The organism is Rhodococcus sp. 1R11 (genome assembly GCF_004563845.1).
Lineage (GTDB): Bacteria > Actinomycetota > Actinomycetes > Mycobacteriales > Mycobacteriaceae > Rhodococcoides.
In genome coordinates, this window is the sequence record NZ_SPNG01000011.1 from 142,956 (window position 1) to 167,200 (window position 24,245).

At 64.1% G+C, this 24,245-nt stretch carries 24 protein-coding genes and 1 tRNA gene; 11 read left to right on the forward strand and 14 right to left on the reverse strand.

Annotation, left to right across the window (positions count from 1 at the left end):
* Position 1: 1 nt before the first annotated feature.
* From E4P29_RS19365 to E4P29_RS19375, 3 genes are all read right to left on the reverse strand, one after another.
* A complete protein-coding gene (locus E4P29_RS19365; RefSeq protein ID WP_135046768.1) occupies positions 2-976 on the reverse strand; it encodes an alpha/beta fold hydrolase in 975 nt (324 codons plus the stop codon).
* A gap of 188 nt (positions 977-1,164) precedes the next feature.
* A tRNA-Gly gene (locus E4P29_RS19370) sits at positions 1,165-1,238 on the reverse strand.
* Positions 1,239-1,257: 19 nt separating this feature from the next.
* Positions 1,258-3,105: an EAL domain-containing protein gene (locus tag E4P29_RS19375; RefSeq protein WP_280634555.1), complete on the reverse strand. Its 1,848-nt coding sequence runs from the start codon at positions 3,103-3,105 to the stop codon at positions 1,258-1,260.
* Between the two features lie 556 nt (positions 3,106-3,661).
* Here E4P29_RS19375 and dcd point away from each other — a divergent pair.
* From dcd to E4P29_RS19410, 7 genes are all read left to right on the forward strand, one after another.
* Positions 3,662-4,240: a dCTP deaminase gene (gene dcd, locus E4P29_RS19380; protein WP_027495411.1), complete on the forward strand. Its 579-nt coding sequence runs from the start codon at positions 3,662-3,664 to the stop codon at positions 4,238-4,240.
* A gap of 168 nt (positions 4,241-4,408) precedes the next feature.
* The gene (locus E4P29_RS19385) at positions 4,409-5,875 is read left to right on the forward strand and encodes an Hsp70 family protein (protein WP_167735539.1); all 1,467 of its coding nucleotides are present in this window, start codon (positions 4,409-4,411) and stop codon (positions 5,873-5,875) included.
* Positions 5,876-5,961: 86 nt separating this feature from the next.
* On the forward strand, positions 5,962-7,401 hold the full coding sequence (locus tag E4P29_RS19390; RefSeq protein ID WP_135046771.1) for a CYTH and CHAD domain-containing protein: 1,440 nt from the start codon (positions 5,962-5,964) through the stop codon (positions 7,399-7,401).
* An 83-nt stretch (positions 7,402-7,484) separates the two neighbouring features.
* Entirely contained in the window at positions 7,485-8,537 is a 1,053-nt protein-coding gene (locus tag E4P29_RS19395) for a hypothetical protein (protein ID WP_135046772.1), read from the forward strand.
* A 149-nt stretch (positions 8,538-8,686) separates the two neighbouring features.
* On the forward strand, positions 8,687-8,974 hold the full coding sequence (locus E4P29_RS19400; RefSeq protein WP_135046773.1) for an ANTAR domain-containing protein: 288 nt from the start codon (positions 8,687-8,689) through the stop codon (positions 8,972-8,974).
* Positions 8,975-9,111: 137 nt separating this feature from the next.
* The gene (locus E4P29_RS19405) at positions 9,112-10,080 is read left to right on the forward strand and encodes an Hsp70 family protein (protein ID WP_167735540.1); all 969 of its coding nucleotides are present in this window, start codon (positions 9,112-9,114) and stop codon (positions 10,078-10,080) included.
* Between the two features lie 83 nt (positions 10,081-10,163).
* Positions 10,164-11,243 (forward strand): fused (3R)-hydroxyacyl-ACP dehydratase subunits HadA/HadB, encoded by a 1,080-nt coding sequence (locus E4P29_RS19410; protein WP_135046774.1) that lies wholly within the window; start codon positions 10,164-10,166, stop codon positions 11,241-11,243.
* 224 nt (positions 11,244-11,467) lie between these two features.
* On the opposite strand, the gene E4P29_RS19415 is transcribed toward E4P29_RS19410, so the two are convergent.
* Positions 11,468-12,022, reverse strand: a complete 555-nt coding sequence (locus tag E4P29_RS19415; protein ID WP_135046775.1) for a CGNR zinc finger domain-containing protein — start codon at positions 12,020-12,022, stop codon at positions 11,468-11,470.
* A 52-nt stretch (positions 12,023-12,074) separates the two neighbouring features.
* Between E4P29_RS19415 and E4P29_RS19420 the strand changes: the two genes are divergently transcribed.
* Positions 12,075-12,665 (forward strand): LysE family translocator, encoded by a 591-nt coding sequence (locus E4P29_RS19420; protein WP_135046776.1) that lies wholly within the window; start codon positions 12,075-12,077, stop codon positions 12,663-12,665.
* A 14-nt stretch (positions 12,666-12,679) separates the two neighbouring features.
* Here E4P29_RS19420 and E4P29_RS25995 read toward each other — a convergent pair whose 3' ends face one another.
* Positions 12,680-12,844, reverse strand: a complete 165-nt coding sequence (locus E4P29_RS25995) for a hypothetical protein (protein ID WP_167735541.1) — start codon at positions 12,842-12,844, stop codon at positions 12,680-12,682.
* 29 nt (positions 12,845-12,873) lie between these two features.
* Positions 12,874-13,344, reverse strand: a complete 471-nt coding sequence (locus E4P29_RS19425) for a helix-turn-helix domain-containing protein (RefSeq protein ID WP_135046777.1) — start codon at positions 13,342-13,344, stop codon at positions 12,874-12,876.
* Positions 13,345-13,437: 93 nt separating this feature from the next.
* Between E4P29_RS19425 and E4P29_RS19430 the strand changes: the two genes are divergently transcribed.
* Both E4P29_RS19430 and E4P29_RS19435 read left to right on the forward strand, forming a co-directional pair.
* Positions 13,438-14,607, forward strand: coding sequence for a thiolase family protein (locus tag E4P29_RS19430; protein WP_135046778.1), 1,170 nt, complete (start codon positions 13,438-13,440; stop codon positions 14,605-14,607).
* Between the two features lie 295 nt (positions 14,608-14,902).
* Positions 14,903-15,343, forward strand: coding sequence for an Hsp20/alpha crystallin family protein (locus E4P29_RS19435; protein ID WP_027495425.1), 441 nt, complete (start codon positions 14,903-14,905; stop codon positions 15,341-15,343).
* A gap of 68 nt (positions 15,344-15,411) precedes the next feature.
* Here the strand turns inward: E4P29_RS19435 and E4P29_RS19440 are convergent, their stop codons facing one another.
* Genes E4P29_RS19440 through E4P29_RS19455 form a run of 4 tightly spaced genes read right to left on the reverse strand, consistent with a single transcriptional unit; the run spans position 15,412 to position 19,043 of the window.
* Positions 15,412-16,245, reverse strand: a complete 834-nt coding sequence (locus tag E4P29_RS19440; RefSeq protein ID WP_135046779.1) for an alpha/beta fold hydrolase — start codon at positions 16,243-16,245, stop codon at positions 15,412-15,414.
* A gap of 19 nt (positions 16,246-16,264) precedes the next feature.
* Positions 16,265-17,482, reverse strand: coding sequence for a lipase family protein (locus tag E4P29_RS19445; RefSeq protein ID WP_135046780.1), 1,218 nt, complete (start codon positions 17,480-17,482; stop codon positions 16,265-16,267).
* A 9-nt stretch (positions 17,483-17,491) separates the two neighbouring features.
* Positions 17,492-18,349 (reverse strand): hypothetical protein, encoded by an 858-nt coding sequence (locus E4P29_RS19450; protein WP_135046781.1) that lies wholly within the window; start codon positions 18,347-18,349, stop codon positions 17,492-17,494.
* A 10-nt stretch (positions 18,350-18,359) separates the two neighbouring features.
* Positions 18,360-19,043 (reverse strand): hypothetical protein, encoded by a 684-nt coding sequence (locus tag E4P29_RS19455; RefSeq protein ID WP_135046782.1) that lies wholly within the window; start codon positions 19,041-19,043, stop codon positions 18,360-18,362.
* A gap of 252 nt (positions 19,044-19,295) precedes the next feature.
* Between E4P29_RS19455 and E4P29_RS19460 the strand changes: the two genes are divergently transcribed.
* On the forward strand, positions 19,296-20,057 hold the full coding sequence (locus E4P29_RS19460; RefSeq protein ID WP_135046783.1) for a TspO/MBR family protein: 762 nt from the start codon (positions 19,296-19,298) through the stop codon (positions 20,055-20,057).
* Here the strand turns inward: E4P29_RS19460 and E4P29_RS19465 are convergent.
* The 4 genes from E4P29_RS19465 to E4P29_RS19480 all read right to left on the reverse strand — a co-directional run bounded on the left by E4P29_RS19465 (position 20,045) and on the right by E4P29_RS19480 (position 24,236).
* Positions 20,045-21,814 carry an FAD-dependent monooxygenase gene (locus E4P29_RS19465; RefSeq protein WP_135046784.1) on the reverse strand — a complete coding sequence of 590 codons (1,770 nt, stop codon included), beginning with the start codon at positions 21,812-21,814 and terminating at the stop codon, positions 20,045-20,047. The two genes, E4P29_RS19460 and E4P29_RS19465, sit on opposite strands and share 13 nt — an antisense overlap.
* Positions 21,811-22,737: a fumarylacetoacetate hydrolase family protein gene (locus E4P29_RS19470; RefSeq protein ID WP_135046785.1), complete on the reverse strand. Its 927-nt coding sequence runs from the start codon at positions 22,735-22,737 to the stop codon at positions 21,811-21,813. Before E4P29_RS19470 ends, E4P29_RS19465 begins: the two co-directional genes overlap by 4 nt.
* A gap of 16 nt (positions 22,738-22,753) precedes the next feature.
* Entirely contained in the window at positions 22,754-23,389 is a 636-nt protein-coding gene (locus E4P29_RS19475) for a VOC family protein (RefSeq protein ID WP_135046786.1), read from the reverse strand.
* A 130-nt stretch (positions 23,390-23,519) separates the two neighbouring features.
* Complete coding sequence (locus E4P29_RS19480; RefSeq protein ID WP_135046787.1) at positions 23,520-24,236, reverse strand: TetR family transcriptional regulator; 717 nt, start codon at positions 24,234-24,236, stop codon at positions 23,520-23,522.
* Positions 24,237-24,245: the final 9 nt, after the last annotated feature.

Genomic DNA, 24,245 nt, shown 5'->3' on the forward strand with positions numbered 1-24,245 from the left:
GTCAGTGGCTGGCCAACACGACGTCGAGGATTCCCGTTCCCAGTGGTACCGGAACGCAGGACGGCTGACGCGCATTCGCCGGGTCGAGGGCGTTGAGCGCGAGCCGGAGTGCGGTCGGGTCGTAGGTGAACGTGAAGTGTGCGACCTCGGTGTCGGGGCACACGTCCTGGATCACGATGTTGTGCGCTCCTGGATCTCGTAGCAGCGCATTGGTATACGGCTGAATCACCTCGTCGACCTTGGTTGCGATCGAGGTGTAGTCCACCCCGGGTACGGTGTCGCCGCCGGCATTGAGGTTCTCGAGAAAATCCGATCCGGCCATCAACTGGGCCAGGCCCGGTCCGAATTCGTCGGCCACCAGACCGGTCGCACCGGGCACGGCCTGCACGACGGGGGCGACGCCGTACATGGTGCCGCCGTAGGTCGGTGACGCGATTCCCACCCATCGGTCGACGACATCGGCACCGCCGAGCCTGTTGACGAAGTATCGGGCGACGGCAGCACCCTGCGAGTAGCCCACCACGTCCACCGCCGCAGCGCCGGTCGCGTCGAGGATGGCCGTCGTCATCGATTTCAGTTGTGCTGCACTGTCTTCGATGACTCCGTAGCCGTTGGACTTGCCGTCCGGTGATGCGCCGTAGTTGATCGCGAAGACACAGAAGCCGGCGGCACGCAGGATCGGGGAGAAGCCGGCCCAATCGGAATACGCGGTGGCGTCGGTGCCGTGCACGAGTACGACAGGATTGGGGTGCTCGGCGGTGGGCACGCAGCTCATGTCGTTTGCCCCGGGTGGGGCGGCGTCGCGGTTGGTGGCCGCGTAGCGGATGGCATCGGCGTGGTCGGGTTGAGACGGCGCAGCGGCGATGGGCATGAGCGGGCCTGCGTGGGCGAGTGGTGCCGCGTGGGTCAGCAAGGCCGACAGGGCAGTGGCGAGTGCGACGACGACAGCAATCAGAATTCGGCGTGGTCCGCGCATGACCATACGGTATTCCTGCAGTTGTGAAATGTCCCTACGAAATCGGGCATGAGCGCATAAAAGTCACAACAATAGTTATGTAGCGATTATTGTGTCGCATGCCGATTGTCGACCGAGCTTCGGGTGACCGTGGGGGTGTCGATGCGGGGATCGATCGAAAGGCGGGTTTACCGCCGACAAGGGGACCGTGGAGCCGGTGACGGGAATCGAACCCGCCTCTCAACCTTGGGAAGGTCGCGTTCTACCAATGAACTACACCGGCGTGTGGTGCGGCGTCCAGGTTAGCAGGGTGGCCCGACGTCGATGCGTACACCGTGCAGCAGGGCCTGGGCGTCCTCGGCCGGTACGGGTTCGGAGAACAGGTAGCCCTGGGCGCGGGTGCAGCCCAACGCCACCAGTGTGCGCCTGGCACTCTCGGTTTCGACGCCCTCGGCGATGGTGCTCAGGCCGAAGGCGTGCGCGAGCCCGATGATCGACTGGACGATCGCGAGGTCGCCGGTCGCGCCCGATCCGAGGTCGGTGACGAACGCCCGGTCGATTTTCAGTGCGTCGACGGGCAGTTCCTTGAGGTGTGACAGCGAGCTGTATCCGGTACCGAAGTCGTCGATCGCCATCTGAACGCCGAGGTCCCGCAGTTCTCGGAGCGTCACTCGGGTACGCGAAAGATCCTGTACGACGGCTACTTCGGTGATCTCCAGGCACAGGTGGCAGCCCGCGATCGAGAATTCGTCGAGGGCGCGCGCCACGGCGGCCGCATAGCCGGTGGTGACCAGCTGCACGGGCGAGATGTTCACGCGCATCACGATGTCGAGGCCGGGGATCTCCCGTTGCCAGGCAGCCAAGGTCCGACACGCGCGGTCGAGAACCCACCGGCCGAGTTCGCCGGCGAGGTTCGTCTCCTCCGCCACCGGAATGAAGGCGGACGGCGGCAACAGGCCGCGGGTGGGGTGACGCCACCGAACCAGTGCCTCCACCGCAGTGATGCGCCCGGTGACGAGATCGACCTCCGGTTGGAAGTGCAGCGTCAGCGAGTCTCCCGCAATGGCGTCACGTAGGTGGATCTCGACGTCGTTGCGGAGTTCGGACTGCGCGCGCATCTCGTCGGTGAACAGTGAGATGTGATGTCCACCAGCACGCTTGGCCACCAGAGCGGCTTGCCCTGCTTGTCGGAGCAGGGATTCGGCGGTGTGGTCACCGGGCACGCCGAAGGCGATGCCGATGCTGGCGCTGCGACCGATTCGCTCGACACCGAGAGTGACCGGTGCCTGGATGGACTCGGCGATCTCGCGGGCGTGCTGAGCGGCAACGCTGTCCGAGCACGGGCCGGCCAGGACCACGACGAACTCGTCGCCGCTCAGGCGGGCCGCGAGACTGACCGATTTGCCGACGAACGCCTGCAGACGTCTGGCGACAGCCTGGAGATACTGGTCGCCGGCGAGGTGTCCGAGAAAGTCGTTGAGCGCCTTGGTGCGGTCCAGGTCGATGTGCAACACCGCTATCGGGCCGGGCATCGACGGGTCCAGTCGTTCACGAAGGTGCTGCGTGAGTGCGGTGCGGTTCGGGAGCGAGGTGAGGCCGTCGTGCAAGGCCGAGAACCTGATCTGTTCCTCGGCATCGACTCGCGCCTGCAACTGCGAGAGCAGCGCGGCAATTGCTGTGAGACCGTTCAGTTCTGCCTCGGACCAGGTTCGGTCACCCATGTTGACGAAGCCCAGAGTCCCGATGGTGCGTTCGGAGTGCCGCAGCGGTACGACGGCCATCGAGGTGGCGCTGAATCCTGAGGCATTCTCGACCTGTGGGAGAAACTCCTCCTGCTCCGGGTCGGGTCGAAACACTGCCGGCTCGGACAGTGTTTCGGTTACCGCGAAGACCGAATCCGTCTTGTCGAAGTAGACGACGGCGAGGGGGTCGGGATCGGGCATGCTCAGGCGCGGTGGCCATTCCGCGGTGAGTCTGGTTGCCCGGGCATCGAAATCGTGGTGCCGTAGGAAGCTGAAATCGATGCCCAGGTAATCCACGAGCTGACGCAATACCGAAAGGTATGCTTCGCGCACCGACGCCGCGTCGACTCCCATCAGTTCGGTGGCGACGCCGGTGACGAGAACCTCGAGTGTCCGACCGTTCTCCAGGGCCCCACTCCCGCCTCTCGTCGCGCGGTCTGGTGTACCGCTCCGGTAGACGCAGTGCAGGACTGTTCCCCCTGGTCTATTCCGGACTCTACCCCGGTAGGGAGCCCGAAACCGGGACACTACGACTGTATCGCGCTTCGTGGCGCGCTACACCGGAGCGATCGACTCGGCCTCGCGTGCTCCTGCAGCTCGAAGTTCAAGTGCTGCAACGTATCCGAAAGTACTGGTGACAATGTGCGGTATTCGTCCCGAGTGCGCGTAGAGGAACGACGGCGAGACAGGTTGCACGGCCAGTGCGCGCAGATGTGAAGTCACCCAATCGTTCTCCGTTGCGAATCCACCGCGGATGTAATGCGCCGGAGTCGATCCGGGCGTCGTCGATGAGTTGTGTCCACAAATACCGACTTCAGGTGGCGTCGTGGCCGGAATGCGGCACCGGAAGGGTGGCCGATGTACGAGGGAACATCGACTGGAATGTGTTCGGTCCGGCTGTACCTGCGGAAGTGGTCACTCGGGTGCTTCGCGCAGGGCGCGTGGGGACCAGTAACCTGCAGTGGTGCTGCTCTCCGACCGTGACATTCGTGCCGAAGTGACCCTGGGCAACCTGGCGATCGATCCCTTCGATCCGTCGATGGTGCAGCCGTCGAGCGTCGATGTGCGGCTCGACAAGCTGTTCCGGGTGTTCAACAACACCCGGTACACCCACATCGATCCGTCTCAGCAGCAGGACGAGCTGACGACATTGGTGGAGCCCCGAGCGGGTGAGCCGTTCGTTCTTCATCCCGGGGAATTCGTCCTCGGTTCCACTCTCGAACTGACGACACTGCCGGATTATCTGGCGGGCCGGCTCGAGGGAAAGAGCTCGCTGGGACGGCTGGGACTGCTCACCCACTCGACGGCCGGGTTCATCGACCCGGGATTCAGCGGCCACATCACGTTGGAGTTGTCCAACGTCGCCAACCTGCCGATCACGCTGTGGCCGGGAATGAAAATCGGGCAGCTGTGCTTGTTTCGGCTGTCGTCGCCCTCGGAGAATCCGTACGGCAGCGCCGCGGTCGGCTCCAAGTATCAGGGGCAGCGTGGTCCCACCCCGTCCAAGGCGTATCTGAATTTCATCCAGTCGGACGTGACATAGACCAACGTTCGGTCTGTTTTGTTGGACGAAACCTGGTGAGTTCCCGGTTGTAACGGTATTCTGGTGTCCGAACGTGGGTTGGGGCCTGCCAGAATGAGGTTTCTCGTGTCCGCGGTACCCGATCCTTCCGTGCTCGGCGCTTCCCTGGGGTCGACTGGCGTCCGCAGTGTGATCAGCGACAGCTCGGGTGTCGATACGGTGCTCGACGCCCTCGAACCGGTTGCCACCGGGCCTGCGCCCAACGGTCTCGCCCCCGATCCGTGGGATGCCGTCGTCGCATCGGTGCACAGCACGGCAGACCGATACGCGTCCGCTCGCTACTACCCGGTGCTCGCCCTCCGTGAGAGCGATCCCGACACGGCCTTCCGTGAGGACTTCTCCGACGGCATCGTGCTCGTCTCCGAACTCGGTGCGCAGTTGGGCGCGTTGCGAGAAACCGGAGTGCTCGCCGGTGAGCGCTGCGTCGCTCTGTTCGACGTCGGCGCATCCGGCACCAGTGTGTCGGTGATCGATGTCGAGTCCGGTCGGGTCCTGGCCTCTCATCGCACCGAAGAACTGCGCGGCGACGACTGCGACCACGTGCTCAGCAATCACCTCATCGAGACGTTCGGCGCGGCGGAGGCGTTGACGGTGGACGCTCGCCGACAGCTCGTGCACGACGTGCGAGCCGGCAAGCACCAGCTGTCGATCCTGCGCAGCGTTTCGGTCCTCGGGCCGTTCGTCGGCGGCCGCGCCTCGTTGTGGCGCCACGACCTCGACGAGCTGATCGGCGACGCCGTTCAGGGGGCAGTCTCCACTGCCGTCGACGTGCTCGCTTCCGTTGCCGCGAGCGGCGTTCGCGTGGACGCGATCGTTGCGGTCGGCGGCGGTGCCAACATGCAGATCGTTCGGCAGAAGCTGTTCGACGCCGTGTCGATGCCCGTCTACGCGCCGGAACGGCCGGAACTGCTGGCTGCGCGTGGTGCGGCCGGGATCGCGCGGACCGTGGGTGTCAGGCCTGCACCGTCACCTGCAGTGACCACCGTGCCCTCCCGTCGTCCGCGGCACAGCGGCAGCCCGTCGAATCGAATGGCCAGAGCAGCCAAGTCCCGGCGCGTCGGGGGCGCACTCGCCGCGCTGATTGCTGTGTGCGTGGCCGGAACCGTGGTCGCAGCAGCAGCTCGGACCACCGACGACGTCCCCGAACCGTCGATCGCGACCTCGCAGAGCGCGTCGCCCTCCGCCCGATCGCAGGCTGTGATGCCGGCGGTGGACGGCTCACCGTCCGTGTCGACGCAGCCCTCGGTGTCGGCCTCGAACGGGGCCGCTCCGTCCTCGGCGTCCCCGACATCCGGCGACCCGTCGTCCTCTCCTTCACCCACCTCGCCGAGTGCTGCCGATTCACCGCCTCGAAGCCCCGCGGTTCCGGACGCATCCGTCGTTCGACCCGCGCGTGAGGGCAGTCGAGTTCCGACGACGACCACGGCCCCGACCACCACCACGGCCCCGACCACCACCACGGCTCCGACGTCCACGACTCACCCCACGCCCACCACTGCGCCGACAACTACCGCACCGACCACAACAACGATGCCGCGCACCACCACTCGCACTCCGACCCCGACGAAACCCGCGACCACTACTCGGCGGTCGTAGCCCACCCCGGTTCGATACGCCGTCGAGGAGATAGATCTGCGGTTTCGGCCGCCACGGCACCGCATGCTCGAGGCAGGATGGTCGGTATGGAGTCACAGACCGAGCGCGAAGACAAGTTCGATGTCGATGCAGACTTCGAGTTCCCCGCCCTCACCTCGCTCGTTCCTGCCGACGGCGCGATGACGGAAACGGAGACCGAACTGGTCAGCGAGTACTTCGACACCACCGGTCACGATCTGCTGCGCCGTGGGATCACCCTTCGTCGACGCACCGGAGACTCCGACAATGGTTGGCACGCAAAGGTTCCTGCGGAGAAGGCGCGAACCGAGATCAGGCTTCCGCTCGGCACCGGCGACACGAAAGCCGTGCCCGACGAGCTGGCCGACGTGCTCCGCGGCGCGGTCATGGGCCAGCAGTTGTCGGCTGTCGCCACCCTGACGACGCGTCGGACGATTCGTACCGTCACCGACGCAGCCGGATCCGTCGTGGCCGAATTCGCCGACGACGCGGTGTCGGTCGTGCTGATCGGCGGCGCGACCGGGCCGCAGTGGCGCGAGGTGGAGGTGGAGCTCGGGCCGGCCGGCTCGGAATCCTTCCTGAAGAAGGCGAGCAAGGTGCTCCGCGCGTCGGGTGCGACGCCGTCGGCGCATCCGTCCAAATTGCATCGCGCGCTGTCGGTGGTTCGGGAGGAGCCGGCGCACGACGGGCTTCGGTTGCTCGTCGACTATCTCGACGAACAAGCCCAGGCCATCGTGGCCGGCGACGTGTATCTGCGTCGCGGACTGGATCCGATTCACTCCACGCGGGTGGCCATCAGGCGCTATCGCAGCACGCTTCGCGTCTTCGGCAGTGTGTTCGAGGACGAGCCCACGGCTGCACTCGAGGCCGAATTGTCCTGGTATGCAAGCCTGCTCGGCGAGGTGAGAGATAGGCAGGTGCAGCGCGCGCGGTTTGCAGCTGCTCTGCGGGACCTTCCGTCGGAATTGGTTCTGGGCCCGGTGGCGTCGCGTATCGAGAACGATCTGCTGGCCGAGCAGATCCGCCACCGCGAGGCTGCGATGGCCGAGCTCGATGGCGAACGGTACCGAGATTTGCTCACGACCGTGGCCGCCTGGTCGAGGGGACTACCGATCGACGGCGAGGTGAGCGAGCGGTTGCTGATCAAGCTGGCGCGCAAGGCCGGTAAGAAGGCCGTCGACCGCACCGAGAAGGCTGTGCGCGGTACCGACGACGAGCAACTGCACCGCGCCAGGAAGGCCTCGAAGCGGGCTCGGTATGCGGCCGAGTTGGTGGCACCCGTCCTGGACAAGAAGGTGTCCAAGTCGAATATCAAGCGATACAAGCAGATTCAGGAAGTTCTCGGCGAGCATCAGGATGCCGTCATCGCGGCCGAGATTCTGCGCACTCTCGGTGCCCGGGCGGGAACCACCTCCGGTGAGAACGGGTTCACCTTCGGGCTGCTCTTCGAGCGTGAGCGCCGGGCGGCCGAGCTGGCGCGTGCTGAGGCGAGCAAGCTGGAATTCTGATCGAACAGCCAAACCATCCTTTTCCCTGTTTCGGGCCTCGAAGTGTACTGTGAGGCCGAATCGAGTAAGGGATGGTCGAAGGTATGTCCGTTGCGCTGGGCGTTCACGTCGGTACCGACGAGATCTCGGCAGTGTTGGTCCAAACAGACCTGCCCGGACTCGGCCCTGTCGCGTCCCGACCCGTATCGCTCACCGCGGCTCCCGGTGGAATCGGTGATGCCGTCGCGACGGTTCTCGGAATCATGCGAGTCCAAGCTGCGCAACGAGACTTGATCGTCGACGGGGCAGCGGTCGTCTGCGACAACCCCCTCCAGGGCGAGATCGTCCGGGCGGCGCTGGCGGACCACCGCGTCGTCGACGTCGAGGTACTGGCGATGGACGATCCGCGGTTGCCCGACGAGTATCCGTCGGACGTGGCCGCCGCCGTCGTCGGCGCCGCGTCCAGAACGGGCCGTGCGTCGAGTGACGAGGTTTCTACGGTGCAATCCGGCTGGGACGATCGGGCCGCAGACTCCGAAGCTGCGTCGCGGAAGTCTCGATGGGCCACGGTCGGATTGGGTGTTGCCGTGCTGGCTGCTCTGAGTGGGGCAACCGTGTGGGCGTTCTCCTCGCCTGCGCCCACTCGGGACGCAGTTCTCGATACCGCCGGTTCCAGCATCACCCCGTCGACACCCGGTCGGCCGGCGTCGGGTGCCGGGGCGGTTGATCCTGTGGCCGGGCCATCCGCGGTTCCACCTATCGGCGCGGGAGTTCTGGATGTCTCGCCCGCTGGGGTCGCACCGGGAGATGTCCGGGTCGACGCGTTCCCGGTGGATGTCGCGAGCACGATATCGAACGCGCCGCGGTCGTCGTCGACGGGACGAGACAACTCGGGTGGCGACGATTCCGCTCCGGTCGGTCGGGTGACGAAGACCCAGAATCCGAAGCCCGACACCGAGACTCCGCCGACCGACGACGAAACCACAGCTCCCACCGATACTTCGACGGATGTCCCGGATCCCACCGACGCCGATCCGGGCCCGACCGAGACCACGGAGCCGACGGGGCCCACCGAGACTTCGGAGCCTTCGGGGCCGACGGATACCGAGCCCGCGCCCCGAACGGCAGAACCACCTGTCACCGATTCGGCCGAGTGACGATTCACCGATATTCCGTTGTGAGCGAGCGGGTTCGCTACTTCGAAAAGTCCATGGTGTGACAGGTGTGTGAATTCGACTCGGACACCTGAACTTCTGCTCGAGCCTGGCTACCATCGGGTGATCGACCAGTAGACGGTGAGTTCTCGATGACCGACAAATCCGCAGTAGAACCGGTGACGCGCACGACCATCGACAGGGCGGTGGGTGTCCTCATCGCCTTGCGCGGCTGCAGCCCGGATGAGGCGTTCGCCGAATTGGCGGCGCACAGTTTCCGTTTCGATGTTTCTCTCGTGCAGTCGGCTCGGTCCATCGTCACTGCGGCACGAGGAATGGACTCCGACTACGGCGTGGGCTGTGCCGCGATGTCGTCGGCGCAGGAGGAGTGGGGCTCGTTGCTCGCCGACCGTCGCGACGGGTTCGGGCACGTCGCGTGATCCAACTCGTCGCCTGAGCGGTTGTAGTAAGTCCCAAAACAAACCAAAAGTTCGATGAACTGCGGCAGTTTCCGATTTCGAGTCGGTTCGAGGCGCTACGATCGCCAGGTCGGAGTAGCTAGGCGAGTCGAGGAAACATGAGATCTGTCCTTGGTGTCTCGGTGGGTTCAGCCATCGCCCGGGGTGTAGCCCTGGACGCGTCGGACGAGTCGGTACGTTCTGCGCACGTCGTGCGATCGTTCGATCCCGACGACCATCTGCAGGTCGCTCTCGATCTGTTGGATTCGATGTCGCGGGATCAAATGGTCGATCGACCGGACATCGTTCTCGCCGTCCCGGACGATCCCGGTGCTCGCGGACGCACGTCGGCGTATTCCACGTACGAGGCCGATCGTCTGCTGGTGGCGTCGGAGCTCGGGGCGCAGCTTCGGTATCTGCGCGGCACCGGGATGCTCGAGGGCGCGCGCACCGTGGCCGTGTGCGACATCGGAGCGTCGGGAACCACTGTGTCGATCGCCGACCCGGCCACTGGAGCTGTGCACAGTTCGGTGCGCACCACGTTGTTCGGTGGAATCGGGTGTGACGCGCAGATCTCTCGCTACCTGCTGTCGGTCTACGGGGCAGACGAATTGGCCTCGGAGCGGGCACGCGCGGAGTTGCTGGTATCGATCCGCACGGCACGCGAACAGCTGTCACGCCTGCGGGTGGCAGAGATCGCCGGTCCGTTCGTCGGCGGGCCGGTTCGGTTGTGGCGCAACACGTTCGACGATGTTCTCGAACGCAGTATCCGATCACTGGAAGATTGGGTGGCCAGCATCATCGTCGACGCACCCTGCGCCGTGAATGCGTTGGTGATGGTGGGCGGATGCGCCAACCTGCCGTCGCTTCGTCGGATGTTTCGACGCGATCTGATGTTGCCCGTCATCGCGCCTGCCAATCCCGAGTCCCTCACTGCGCACGGGGCAGCCCTGATGGCAATCGATGCGGTCGCGTCGCGGCAACACCGTCCGCGCGGCGCGATGAGCAGTGCGTCGGTCCTGACGCAGTCGGCCGCGATGGTGGGCATGGTGGGGTACCGGGACGCCCCGCGGCACCGTTCCGCCTGAGCCCCTTCCTGGCCAACGTGTGTCGTCGTTGGGTAGGTTGCTCGGGTAATGATGAACAGTAGGGACGAGACGGTGGGGCAACAGTGGCAGAGCAGGTAGCGGAGTCCGGCGCAGCAGCATCCGATGCGGGAGCATTCGATCCGGCGGAGCACGCGCGCAGCATGGTCGGGTACCACTACCGCACCGAGGACTACTACGAGGTGGGCCGCGAGAAGGTTCGCGAGTACGCCCGTGCCGTTCAGGATTTCCACCCCGCCCACTGGGACGGTGACGCCGCAGCAGCGCTGGGCCACAGTGCTCTGGTGGCCCCGCTGACGTTCATGTCGCTGGTCGGAACGCTGGCGCAGAAGAAGCTCCTCGAGTCCATCGCCGAGGGATACGACCTCAGTCAGATTCTGCAGACCGACCAGGTGCTGGTGTTCCAGAAGCCGATTCTGGCCGGTGACCAACTGACCTGCGATGTCTCGCTCGACTCGTTCAAGACGGTCATGGGCCGCGACATGATGGTGACCAAGAACGTCGTGTCCAACCAGAAGAACGAACTGGTGCAGACCACGTACACCACGCTGCTCGTCGGGCGTTCGGGCGAGATCGACCCGGCCATCTCGGACGCAGCCAAGAGCCTGGTGATGTTCGGCGCCTCGATGGATGCCGCTGCCGCTGCCGCCAGTGAGCACGACACGCTGTCCACCCCGCAGGAACACGAGCCGCTCGTCGTCGAGGAGTACCGGGGTCAGCCGACGAAGAAGTTCGACGAGGTGAACGTCGGCGACGAGTTGCCCACGCGCACCGTGCGTTTGACTCGCGGAGATCTGGTGAACTACGCCGGTGTCGCCGGTGATGCGAACCCGATTCACTGGGACGAGAAGTTCGCCAAGATGATCGATCTCGAGAACGTCCTGGCGCACGGCATGCTCACCATGGGTGTCGGCGGCGGATTCATCAGCCAATGGCTCGGCGATCCAGGTGCGGTGAAGGACTACACCGTTCGTTTCACCACCCCGATCCCGGTGGACACACACAAGCCGGCCGAAATCGTCTTCAGCGGCAAGATCAAGTCGAAGGACGAGGAGTCCCGTACGGCCGTCATCTCGATCGGCGCGACCTTCGAGGGCAAGCGCATCTTCGGCCACCGCGCTACGGCAACAGTGCAATTGGGCTGAGCCTGTAGCCGCGTATCAGCTCCTCAGTTTCGGATTTCTGACTCCGATCCGGTAGTTGTCAACCTGTCTCAGACAGGTTGACAACTACCGGATCGGCGTCGGGTTTCCGAATGTGGGGAGCCGATGTGTCGGAGGGGTCGGAATTTACGCCCCGTGCGGGCGGCGTGGATTGCTGCTGGGGGCGTAAATACGTCGGCTGAGCCCTCTGTTCGCTACTGAAATGTTCATGATCCGCGCTTCTCCTTTGCGTGGTGTCGTGCCGCACGAGCGCGATTTCCGCAAGCGCTGCAACACCATTGCTGATTGGGCCGATCCTGCAGAAACAGTTGACCGCATCGCGGAGCATCGCACAAGGCCAACCGTGCGCGATCCGGCCCGTTGAGTAGATCGATCACCGCAGAGGCCGCGCGGGCCCGGATCGCGTCGATCGGATCCGACGTACCCACAACATGTCCGACGCCACCGCCGCTCCCGAGATCGAGCCGACGGGTCACCGGATGGCGTCGGGCAATGTTGTCGATGTGGTCGACGCCGGCTCCCGGAACTTCCATGTCCGACGCCACCGCCCGCAGTAGCGCCAGCATGTGATCTCGCGTCAGCCGGAATGTATCGATGTCGGCATCGTCAGGGATCGTTTCAGGCACCCGGGCACCCTGTAGCTCGGCCCATTCCTGGAGATCGGCGGTGGAGGCGATCAGCTCGACGTAGGTGCCGCGTTGCAACTGCACGGTGTTGACCACGTCGAGTGCGAAGTGGTCGCCGAGCCAGTTCCAGTCCATAGCCTAAGTCTAATGGTTTACGGATGTAAAAGCATCAGATACCGTCGAGACGATGACGGACATCCAATGGTTACCGTTCCTCGGCGTCGTGCTGTTGGCGTACGCAATACCCGGTCCGGACTTCGCAGTGGTGGCCCGGGCAGCAGCGACCAGCCGCAGTGCCGGGTGGCGAGCGGGCCTCGGTGCACAGACCGGCTTGTGCGTGCACATGATCGCTGCAGTGGTGGGGCTGTCACTGCTCATCTCGCGATCACCGATGGCGCTGAACTTCATTCAGATTCTCGGGGGTCTGTATCTGGTGTGGCTGGGTATCTCGGCGCTGAGGCAGGCGTCGTCGGAGGGGAGTGCCACGTCCGACGTGCGCTGGTTCCGCATGGGTCTGGTGACGAATGTGCTCAACCCGAAAGCCGTTCTGTTCTTCGTCGCGCTGCTGCCGCAGTTCGTCGACGCCGACGGACCGCTTCCCTTGCAAATCGGGCTACTCGGAATCGTCGACGTGGCAATCGGTTTGGCGGTCTGGGCGGTGGTCGCTGCGGCTGTGGGCCGTCTGGCCGGTGGTTCGTCGAAGTCGACATCCTGGAACCGAGTGATCGGCGTCCTGTTCATCGGTATCGGAGTCGCACTCGCTGTCGAGGCTATGTGAGCACCTCCGCAAAGTCAGCGAACGATTCCGACTTCCGGGTCGTATGTGGGTTTGCGGTCCCACAGAGACGCGTCGGATTCCAGGGCCTGGCCCTCGTGGGTCGGCCGCACGGGGTCGGGTAGCTGTCGCCACTGTGCCCGCGGGTCGTCCTCGGGTTCGATGCACGATTCATCGTCCATCGCGGACACGCTACGCGTCGGCCCGGCAATCATCCGGCAACGCGCACTCGCAGCTCGTTCATCGGCACTTCGGAACCGCCGCCGTCGGTGACGCGTACGCGCACGGGCTCGCCTTGTGAATCGACGACGTCGAGTGGCCCGTCGTCGTCTTGCAGATATCGGTCGCCCCACTGCATCAGCCCGAGTACGACGGGCAGCAGATCCTCGCCCATCCTCGTCAGAACGTATTCGTAGCGCGTTCTTCCCTTGTCCGGTCGGTAGGGCTGTTTGACGAAGATTCCGACGTCGACGAGTTCCTTTAGTCGGGCCGCACTGCTGGCGTCGGTGATGCCGACGCGTCGGCTGAAGTCGTCGAAGCGGGTCGTGCCGTAGAAGGCCTCACGCAGGATCAGCATGGTCGACCGCGTGCCGACCACCGACAGGGCGCGCGCAATGGAGCATCGGTCGCCTGCTGTCCAGGTTTCGAGGTCGGACAGTGGGCCGTCCATGTGGAGGGGCATGCCACGATCCTACTGGCTTTACAAAACTATAGCCAGCTCGTACCGTGGTGTCAGCGATCCAACAGGAACGGATCGATCGGACAAGGAGCCGTCATGAGAGATGCAGTCATCGTCGAGGCAGTCAGGACCCCGGTCGGACGGGGCAAAGTGAACGGCACACTGCACCCGGAGCACCCGGTGGACCTCATGGCCCACAGTCTGCGAGAGGTATTGCGGCGCAGCGGGATAGACCCGGCCCAGATCGACGACGTCATCGGTGGAGTTGTCACTGCGGTAGGGGATCAGGCGTCGAACATGACTCGGCGTGCGGCGTTGGCGGCGGGCTATCCGGAATCTGTACCCGCAACCACCGTCGACCGGCAATGTGGAAGTAGCCAGCAGGCAATACATTTCGCCGCGCAGGGTGTCATCTCCGGTGCTTACGATCTGGCTGTGGCTGCCGGTTCGGAGTCGATGAGCCGCATTCCGATGGGTTCGAACCTGGTCGGAACCGAGGATCCGGCAGGTGTCGGTTTCGCCGAGCGGTATCTGGAAGGTCTGGTGGCACAGGGCATCAGTGCCGAATTGATCGCAGCGAAGTGGGGTATCAGCCGCACCGAGATGGACGAGTTCGCTCGGTCGAGTCACGCGAAGGCAGCTGCAGCCACCGAAGAGGGACGTTTCAAGCGGGAGATCAGCGCTATTCGCGGGCTCGACCGTGACGAAGGAATCCGCACCGGATCCACACTCGACGCGCTGGCGGGACTGCGACCGGCCTACTACAGCGACGCCATGGCGCAGCGTTTCCCGGAAATAGGTTGGAACATCACCGCAGGCAATGCAAGCCAGATCAACGACGGTAGCGCGGCCGTCATGATCACGACCAGCGAGAAAGCGAAGGAACTCGGCCTGACTCCGATGGCGAGGCTGCACAGCTTTGCGGTGGTCGGTGACGATCCGCTGATGATGCTCACCGCAGTCATCCCGGCGACGAAGAAAGTGCTCGCGAAGACCGGATTGACCATCGACGACATAGACCTGTTCGAGGTGAACGAAGCCTTTGCCTCCGTGGTGCTCGCCTGGGCCAGGGAGACCGGCGCAGACCTGAACAAGGTGAACGTCAACGGCGGGGCCATCGCCATCGGCCATCCGCTCGGCGGCAGCGGTGCCCGAATCATGACGACCATGGTCCACGCGCTCGCCGAGCGCGAGCAGCGTTACGGCCTACAGGTGATGTGCGAGGCCGGAGGGCTCTCGAACGCCACCATCATCGAACGCCTGTAGTGCCTCCGGCAGTGGTGCGGTTGAGTCCCCTGGAGGGCACATAACCGCACCCTGGTGTCGTCGTACCTGGCACCGGAAACTAAGGGCCGCGATCTCGTGAGGCTTGCCGACGCAGCCTGAGATGTCCGCAGTGGTGCAGCTGAGCCCATAGCTGCACCACTGCAACATAATTGGGCGCAGAAAAATTGGAACTACCTCTTGGCACTCTCCGATGGAGAGTGCTAATTTGGGTTCTGCACAGTGAAGGGCGGCCCGCCACAGGGGCGGACGCTTCGTCGTACAGGAGGTGGTTGCTGTGCTTCGCTTCGATCCGTTCCGTGACCTCGACTCCATTGCCGCCGGCATGCTCGGCGCGACCAGTGGTTCGGACCGTGCGCCCAGATTCATGCCGATGGATCTGTACAAGCTCGACGACCATTACGTACTCAACGCTGACCTACCCGGCGTCGACCCCGGCTCCATTGACGTCGACATCGACCGAGGCACCCTCACTCTGACGGCTCATCGCACCGCTCCGAGTAGTGATGGTGTGCAGTGGCTTTCGTCGGAGCGGTTCGCCGGAACGTACCGGCGTCAACTCTCCCTCGGAGACGGCGTCGACGCGGAGAAGATCTCGGCCTCCTACGACAACGGCGTCCTGACGGTCACCATCCCGCTGGCAGAGCGCGCGAAGCCGCGCAAGATCGAGATCGCCCACGACAACACGCAGAAGACCATCGAGCCGCAGAAGAGCTGAGTGCGCTTCGCGCAGTGGTGCGGCAATGCGCCGCAGAGGGCACATAGTCGCACCACTGCCGAAGGCATCTACGAGGCGTTGGCGATAATTGCCTGCGCTGCCTCGGTCGGTGCCTGAGTCGGGATCCAATGTGTCACTCCGGCAAGCACTGTCAGGGTGTAGCGGGCGTCGACGTACTGTTGTGCGCGTTCGATGGCCGAGCGGCCGATGAATGTGTCGCCGTCACTCCACACCATCGATGTCGGCACTGTGATGCGCAGACGGCCGATACCAGGGTTGGAGAACGGCAGTCCGCGATACCAGGTGACAGCGTAGGGAAGTGCGCCGTAGTCGACGACGTCCGTGCGCGTGCGCTCCAGGTCGTCCGCATTCATACCGCTTCTCTCGTACCATTTTTCGGCCCTCTGACCGGGCCGCGTCATCCATTTCTCGGGCAGTATCGGCAGTTGGAAGAACGCGAAGTACCAGGAGTGGAGGATCTGTCGAGAGGTGAGCAGAGCCGTCATGAACGACCCGGGATGTGGGACGGAGAACGCGGTCAGCGACAACATCAGATCCGGCCGCCGACCCGCGGTGACCCACGCGATGTTCGCTCCCCAGTCGTGGCCGACCAGATGCACCGGGGCTCCGATCGTGTCGATGAGGGCTACGACGTCGTCGACGAGCGCACCGACGCGATAGGCGCGTCGGCGTTTGGGTCGGGCACCCGGCGAGTACCCGCGCTGATCGGGCGCGACTGTTCGAAACCCGGCCTCGTTCAGCTGGTCCATCACTGCGGACCACGACGCGGCACGTTCCGGAAAGCCGTGCAGCAGCAACACAACCGGGCCGTCCAGAGGTCCCTGGTCGAGGACGTCGAACTCGAGTCCGTCATGGGTGTAGCGTGCAATCCTCTCACTCACCGAAGAGTCCTTTCGTTGGTCAGCACGTGCTGGGAACCGATGCACCGGCGAATTCGGCGGCGAGGAATTGCATGGCCGCGTCGTCGCTCACGTTGTGTCCTTGCTCTGGTTGTTCTTGGGCGACAACCCGATCGCCGATCGCACACGCTGCGCGGACGGCGTCTGCCGTCCACTGCGGTAGCACGATGTCGTCGCGCGCACCGTAGGCAACGAACATGGGCACGGTGGTTCGTACCTGGGGGAGGGTGTAACGGCCGATCAGATCGAACAGCTTCTGCTCGGCCTCAGGGGATCTCGGCGCGAACTCCTTCGGCGCCATCTCGCTGACCGCGCGCTCCTTGGTTGCGGTGTCGATGCCTTGGCACGTGAGCAGCAGTTCTTTGTTTGTCTGGGCAACCGTGCCGCTGTAGTCGCGAGGGTCGAACGTGGGATCGACCTGCTGCGCCCCGTAGAGCAGGTACGGCAGCAGCCCTTTCTGCGGTGTGGTCAGGGTGCCGTCACTGGCGGCGCGCGCAAGCGGCGCCAGATCCGTGGGCGGGGACAGGGACACCGAGGCGACCAGATCCAGTCCCTGCCCGTAGCTGGAGTTCAATTCGTTTGCGGCCCAGGCTGCTTGCCCACCTTGTGACATTCCGACGGCCGCCCACCGTGCAGAAGTCTCGGGCAGGGCGTTGTGGACGGCGCGCGCTGCGTCGATCATGTTGTGCCCCGTAGTGCGTGGCTCCAGGTACGGGTGGGTGCCGTTGCCGCTGCCGAGTCCTTGATAGTCGGGCAGCACCGTGACGTAGCCGAGTCCGGTGAACGCCTCGACTGTGGAGTCCAATCCGAGTAGGTCGGGGTAGAGGGAGGGCCCGCAGTCGGCCTGTACGCCGGTGGTGCCGTGGCCGTAGACGACGATCGGCCATCCACCTGCCGGAGGTGTACCGGGCGGAACAGCGGCGACACCGGAGACCGCAGTCGCAGAATCATCGACACCGGACGTCGATTCGTACACGAAGCGATAGACGGTCGCGCCCGTCGCCGTGAGCCTGGCCGACCGGGACTCGAAATCCTCCGATTCGAGCAGCGTCCCCGCTGTACCCGTCAGCTCGTACTGCGACTGTGCTGCGGACGTCGTTGCGGGCTCGGGTGAGTCGGGCACAGCGGGCGACGAACTGCATCCGACGGCCGTCAACAGCGTGAGCCCGCACGCAGCTGCGAGAACTCGACGAGACGACAGGGCAATGGATGCGGGCATGCCGAGTGTCTACCAGAAGGCAGCCAACAACTCCTCGGTCGCCTGCAATGGCGCATATCCGTCGGGAATGACGCGACGGCATCCGTCGAGTTCGATGGTGAGTTGTTGTCCTAGTTCGGAGCCGGTGGAATACCGGGTCGTTGCTACCTCGGTGGCCTCAGTTTCGCAGTCGGTCGCGAACGGTAGTGAGTCCACATCGACAGTACTGTCAGCCGAGACCGTGCCCGCGAAGATGCCCGAGTCGAATTTACAGAAGCTGCTTCCGAGGGGCGCAACGGTTGGTCGTCCTGTGCCGGCGCGGGGCGATGTGTATTCCGGTGAACAGTAGTAATAGTCGTTGATCTGGTTGTCCGACAGGGGAACTCTGTGCTCCACAGCAGAGACTTCCGTCAGATCCATGATCGCGGCGAGTCCACCTGGTTTCGGCAGCCCGCAGGAGTCTTGTGGGAATCCAGGGCGGATCGCACGCCCGTGATCGTCCAATAGCCAGAACTCATCCAGTTCTGCAAACAGATACGTGGACGTGTCGCAGTCGTCGATCCAAGCCGAATGCTCGGACGATCGATTGAGGAGGTCGATGGACGTCGATATATCACCTTCCCAACGGCGTTGAACGAAGCTGACAGTTTTGTCCGCAGAAACTCGATCGCTCAGGAATGCGTCACACGTGATGGCTGCTGCCGGCTCGAACTCTCTCGGCACAGTGGCCAGTGGTGTCGACCTGTGCGCACCGAGCGGATACGGAGTGGCGCAGGCCAAGGATTCAGCAGGAACGATGCGTGCGATGGGGCGATTGGGCGTGGTGAGATGCCACGCGGCCGCACCGACGGCAAGGATGACGACAAGCGCAAGTACCTTGCGAAGCATGGCTCGCACGCTAGCGCAAGAAAGGAGCCAACAACTCCTTGCTCGCCTCCAGTGGCGCATATCCGTCGGGAATGACGCGACGGCATCCGTCGAGTTCGATGGTGAAATTACGAATGTTCGACGGCCAGTCAGCAACATACGTCGTCACCGCCGTCCGTGTTGCGGACATCGAGCAGGGCTCGGCGGGGGCCAAGTCTTCGATCGATATCCCGGTCTCTCCGGTGACTCCTGTGAATTCGGTGCCGGAGAACAAGCAGTACGTGTAGCCGATGGTCAGACCCCCTGCGCGCTCACTGCCGAGGAGAGCCTCTGAGTAATGGGGGGAGCAGCTCGAGACTCGTTGCCGGTCGTAGCCGATCACCGATACGTCGTGTTCGAATTCGGTCACCATCTCGAGTGTCCGAATTTCGGCGATGGCGCTGTGATTCGGCAGCCCGCATTCCCCAGTAGGGAGAGTCGGTTCTATTGCGCGCCCTCGGTTGTCGACGAGCCATATCTGCGGCGGCTCGACGACGCTGTATGTCGGGCAATAGCCGCGGATCAGCATGCTTTCGGACGGCGCGTTGAGTAGGCGGATCACCTCCGTGAGGTCGCCTTCGTATCTGTGCTCGCGGTACGGCACGGTGTCGGGGGCGACCCCCTCGTCGATTTGGTCGCAGACGATCGCGGCTACTGGAACGAAATCGTCAGGCACTGTCCCAGGTGTGGGCCGAGGGAATCTCGGTCGCGGCTCGTCTATCTGGGGCCCTCGGTCGCACCGAAATGCCTCTGCAGATCCGATTTCGGCGACGACCCGGTGGGGACTCAGCGACGCTGGTGAGGCACAGGTGACCGCGGTGATGGCGACGAGCATCAGTCCCACCGTCCATCGCCATGTCATCAGCACAACGTAGCGGCATTGCAGTTCAGGGTTTGTCGCTTCCGTTTTTCGGGGACTATCGCAGCCATGAGGATTGGCGTCGTTGTCAGTGCGGTCGTTGCGGTTGTGGTGTCGTTTCTCGGGTCCGGCGCGTGGATAGGGACGCCCATTGCCGAGGCAGCTGGCGGGGCGCTCAGTGCCACGTCGACGCTGGTGGCTCCCGCTGGTCCCGCGTTCTCGATCTGGTCGGTGATCTACACCGGTCTCATCGTCTATGCCGTCTGGCAGTTCTTACCCGGTCGAACTGCACGTCACGACGCCTTGCGGGCACCGGCTATCGCGTCGATGTTGCTCAATCCGGCGTGGATTCTCGCGATTCAGTTCGGGCAGGTGTGGCTCAGCGTGGTGGTCATCGTTGCGTTGTTGGCCGCTCTCGTGCGCGTGTTCGTACTCCTGCAACAGCAACGCCCGGAATCCGTGGCCGACGCGGTGATCACCGACGGCACGATGGGCCTCTATCTCGGGTGGGTGTGCGTCGCGACAATCGCCAACATCTCGGCGTGGCTGGTCGATCTCGGAGTGACCGGCGGCGCAACGGTCTGGGCAGTCGTCGTACTGGCCGTCGCAGCACTGGTCGGGGTGACTCTGGCGCGTTATTCCAACGGGGCCGTTGCTCCGATGCTCGCCATCGTCTGGGGTCTGGGGTGGCTGGCACAGGGGCGTCTCGGCGGCGAGCTCACGAACGTTACGGTCGGATGGACGGCAGTATTTGCCGCAGCGATCGTCGCCGTCGTGACGGTGGGAATCAGGCTCCGATCACGGTTGTCGACGGTCCGTCAGGCGGCGTAGTACTTTCTCCAGTGCGTTTCGAGGAAGTCGGACAGCGAACTCCCCGAATCGTTGGTACGCCAGGCGACGTGACCGTCGGGTCGGACGAGGACTGCTCCGGACTCACCTACTTCGTACAGCGATATCAGCTCGTTGCGATCGACGCCGACGGGTGCGTCCAGTACGACGAGCGACACACCCGGGCGCACATCACGCATACCAGCAATCACCGCTTCCCACGCAGAACCATCGAAGGTGAACAGCGTCAACATGTTCGGGTCCAACACGTCGTGCGGCGAGACGAGTTGCCCGTCGACCGAGACGAGCGCGTGCGGCAATCGCGCACCGGGGTAGGTGGTGGGCACGTAATCGACAACATCTTCCACGGGCTTCGTCGACGCGTCCTGGGCGATCAGTGGACTGTCGTAGAGGTAGCCGAATTGCAGACCAGTGGAGACGAAATGCTCCAACTGCAGTGGAATCGCCGCGGTAATTTCGGCACGCAGTTCCGCCGACCCGGGGACGTCCGGGCGCAGGCTTCGCGACCGACTCATCTGCTTGCGGGTTGCTGCGGCCGCGATGGGCGCGATCAGTCGGTCCGGGATCTTGTTCAGTGGTGCCCGCCCCATGGCCTGAGTTGCCTTGGCCAGCATGGCGTTGGTGATCCCGACGCGCTTGCCGATGTCGTCCATGCGGAAGTGGTTGGCCACACTCTGTTCGGCGAATTTCTCCACCACGGGCCGACGCTCGGTGTCGTAGGTGTCCAGCAGCTCCGGGCCTGCCGCACCGGAGAGCACGGCATCGAGCTTCCACGCGAGGTTGTGGGCATCCTGCACTCCCGAATTGAGCCCGAAGCCGCCGGTGTGCGGAAAGCGGTGAGCGGCATCGCCCAGCAACAGCAGCCGATCGTGGCGGAACGTGTCGGCCGTCTGTGACGTCATCACCCACGTGCCCGTCGATTCGAGCGTGAAGTCGTTCGTACCCAACGCCTTCGGTAGCGTCTTCTCCCAGAATCGGCGGCCGTTCCTGGCGATCTCCTGCGCGGGGTGCAGATAGGCCGTCATCAGGATGTAGCGGTGGTCGGCGTGCGAGATGAGCACTCCGCACAGGTCCGGGGTGTAGATCCAACTCAACAGCGGACGCGCGTCGTCGGGAAACAGTGTTGTCGACGTGAAGAACGCGCTGCCCATGTTGGCGAGTACCGGCCCGGTCAGCGATATCCCGGCCGCGTCGCGGGTCGCGCTGTTGGCACCGTCGCAGGCGAGGACATACGGCGCACCGAGTTCGTCGACGTCACCCGTCAGGGTGCGGAAGGCGATGCGCGCGTCAAAGGAGTTCGTGTCGACCGATTCGACGGAGACTCCGCGGCGAAACTCGATCAACGGTTCGGCGTCCACGGCGTCCCACAGCACGGGCATCAGAATGTGCTGGCCGATGTGCGACACCATGTACGGGCTTTGGCTTTCCACGATGGCTTTGCGCTCGGGATCGGACAGCAGGTCGATCGACCCGATGGCGTCACCGGCCAGGTCGCCGTACCAGCTGATCAGATTCACCTGTTCGTGCGGAGGCGACATTGCCGCAATTGACTTGGCCAGTTCGGGGCTGTACTCGTTCCAGATCTCCAGCGTCCGAGCATTGATGACGTGAGCCGCCGGATGGAACAGGGGATTGGTTCGACGCTCCAGCAACACCGTTCGAATACCTCTGCGCGCCAGCAGAAGCGCTGCAGTGGTACCCGCCGGACCGGCACCGATGATGACGACAGGAGTGCTCATCGGACTACGGTTTCCTGGGTCCCCAGGTCGATCGACCCGTCCGGAGTGCGGATGGTGGCAGTGACGACGTCGTCGACCGAGAGGTATTTGGGGTTCTTGGCTTGGCGTGCGAAGAAGAACTTCCACTTCAGCGCAGGCGGGATGAGTTCACCGATCTTCTGAATCACCCTGGGCGGCGCGGAGATTGCCGTGCCGATCGGAGTTCCGGTCAACAGGACGTCGCCTGCGGTCATGTTCTGAAAACGGGCCAGTCTGGTGAAGGCCTCGGCGGGCGGCGTGATGAGGTCGTCGCCGATGGTCTGGTCCTGACGGATCTCTCCGTTGACGGCCAGAGTCATGCGTAGGTCGGGCAGTCGTCGCAGCTCGTCGTTGTCGAGCAGCACCAGCCGAGGACCTAGTGGGGTGAACGTGGGATACGACTTGCTCTCGTACACCTGCACTTTCGTCAACTGGATCTCCCGAGCCGACACGTCGTTGGCCACGACGAAGCCCGCCACGTAGGAGGCGAGGTTGTCGTCGGTGACGGTTGTGCCGATGGGGATATCGGCACCGACCACGACGCCCAGCTCGATCTCGTAGTCGAGCAGCGCTACCTCCGGGGGCTGCCGAATGGGATCGTTCGGGCCACTGATCGACGCGGACGACTTACGAAAGAACGTCGGCTGCAGGGTCTTCGGGTCCGAGCCGGCGTCGATCGCATGGGATCGGTAGTTGAGCAACTGAGCCACCACTCGGCACGGCGCGGTGATGGGTGAGAGGGGTTCGAGCTCGGCGACATTCGTGCCTGCCCCCGATGCGGCGTCGATAGCCGTCCGGTCGGCCAGTAGCTCACGGGTGGTCTGCGCAGTGGTGTCGATCTTGACGGCCTGGTCGCCGTCGAGACGCCACCAGCCGTCCGTGGCTCGAATGATGTTGACGGACATGCTGTTCGTTCTCCCCCTACAGAGTTTTCGGCGTGATGGTCTTCTTGTTGGCGATCACCGGCCGGCCGGGCCTGGTCCCGGCCTCACGCTGCCGCAGTTCCTCGTGGGTCGCTCCGTTTCGGAGTCGGCTGAGGAGGTAGGCGGGGTCGATGTTGACGCCGATGGGATTGCGTGCGAATTCCTCGGTGAAGAAGAAGGCCGCGGTGTGGTCGGGGTCGAAGTTCTCCACCTGGAATTCGAGCCGAATACCGTCGGGGTCCTCGTAGTACAGCGAGATCGTCGGTCCGTGGTTGATGGACCACACCGGGAGGATGCCCTGGCGCTTGAGCCGCACGTAGTTCTCCAGCAGTCGTTCCAGAGATCGGAACGTCAGGGCGATGTGATCGATGCCGTAAGCCTTGCGCCGCAGCTTGGCGAAGGGGAACAGGAACTTCACCGGCTTGGGTACGGCGATGATCGCGAGTCGATGCGACTCGTCGTCCCAGGTCAAGAACGTGATCTCGTCGTCCTGGTAGGCGATCTCGGCACCGAACACCGTGCCGTACCAGCGCACCATCTCCTCGGTTCGCGCAGATTTGACGACCCAATGCGCGATGTAGTCGGGCGCGACCCGTTGCGTCTCGATCGTCGGTGCATCGTGCGTTGCGCTCATGAATCGACCTTTCGTCGCGATCGGAGTGTGGTCCAGATTAAGTGCAGTTTGACTGTCAGTCAATAATTTGACTGACAGTCAGTAGATTGCGAGCGTCGACCGATGCCGTAGGTGAGAAGACGTCCTGGAATCAGGCGGGCGGGATCAGAAGGTGAACACGGCCGACGAGGGCCAATGCCGTGTCGGCGTCGGCACCGTCGAACACCGCTGTGTGGATGCCGCGCATGGCACCGGTGAGCAGTCGGGCTGAGGCAGGGAGGTCCGTGGCGTTGTCGATCTGCCCTGCTTCGGCAGCGGCGCGGAGTAGTTCGGTGATGGCATCGACGAAGCTGTCGTGCCAACGCTCAGCTGTACCTTCGGATTTCGGGACTCCGAGATTGCGGAACAGCACGTGCGTGCGCGGTGTCTCGTAGATGCTCTCGGCCGCTATTCGCAGAAATGTCTGCAGCTGCTCGAGTGGGGTGTTCGGCCATCCGGCATCCGCAGACCGTTCACGGATGCGTTCGATCAGAACGGTGGCGGCGTCGTCGACGGCGGCCTGAAACAGTTGGCGTTTGTTGGGGAAATGGTGGAAGGCCGTTCTGGGGGCCAGACCGCATTGCGCAGCGACACTTTCGATCGTGATGTCTGCGTAGTCGGCGTGCCGAAGGAGCTCCTGGGTGGCCTCGATGAGGCGTGTCGGTGCGGGCCCGGGTTCGTCTGTGGCCGACGATCCGGCCCAGCGGTACAGCGTGGTGGTGTGGATGCCCAAGTCCGTGGCCACGGCTGCCGGGCTTTCGGAACCCCCGAATGCCCGTGCCACCGCCTCTCGGCGATCGGCGAGTGTGAATCTCGAGACCCTGGCCATGATCGTGAC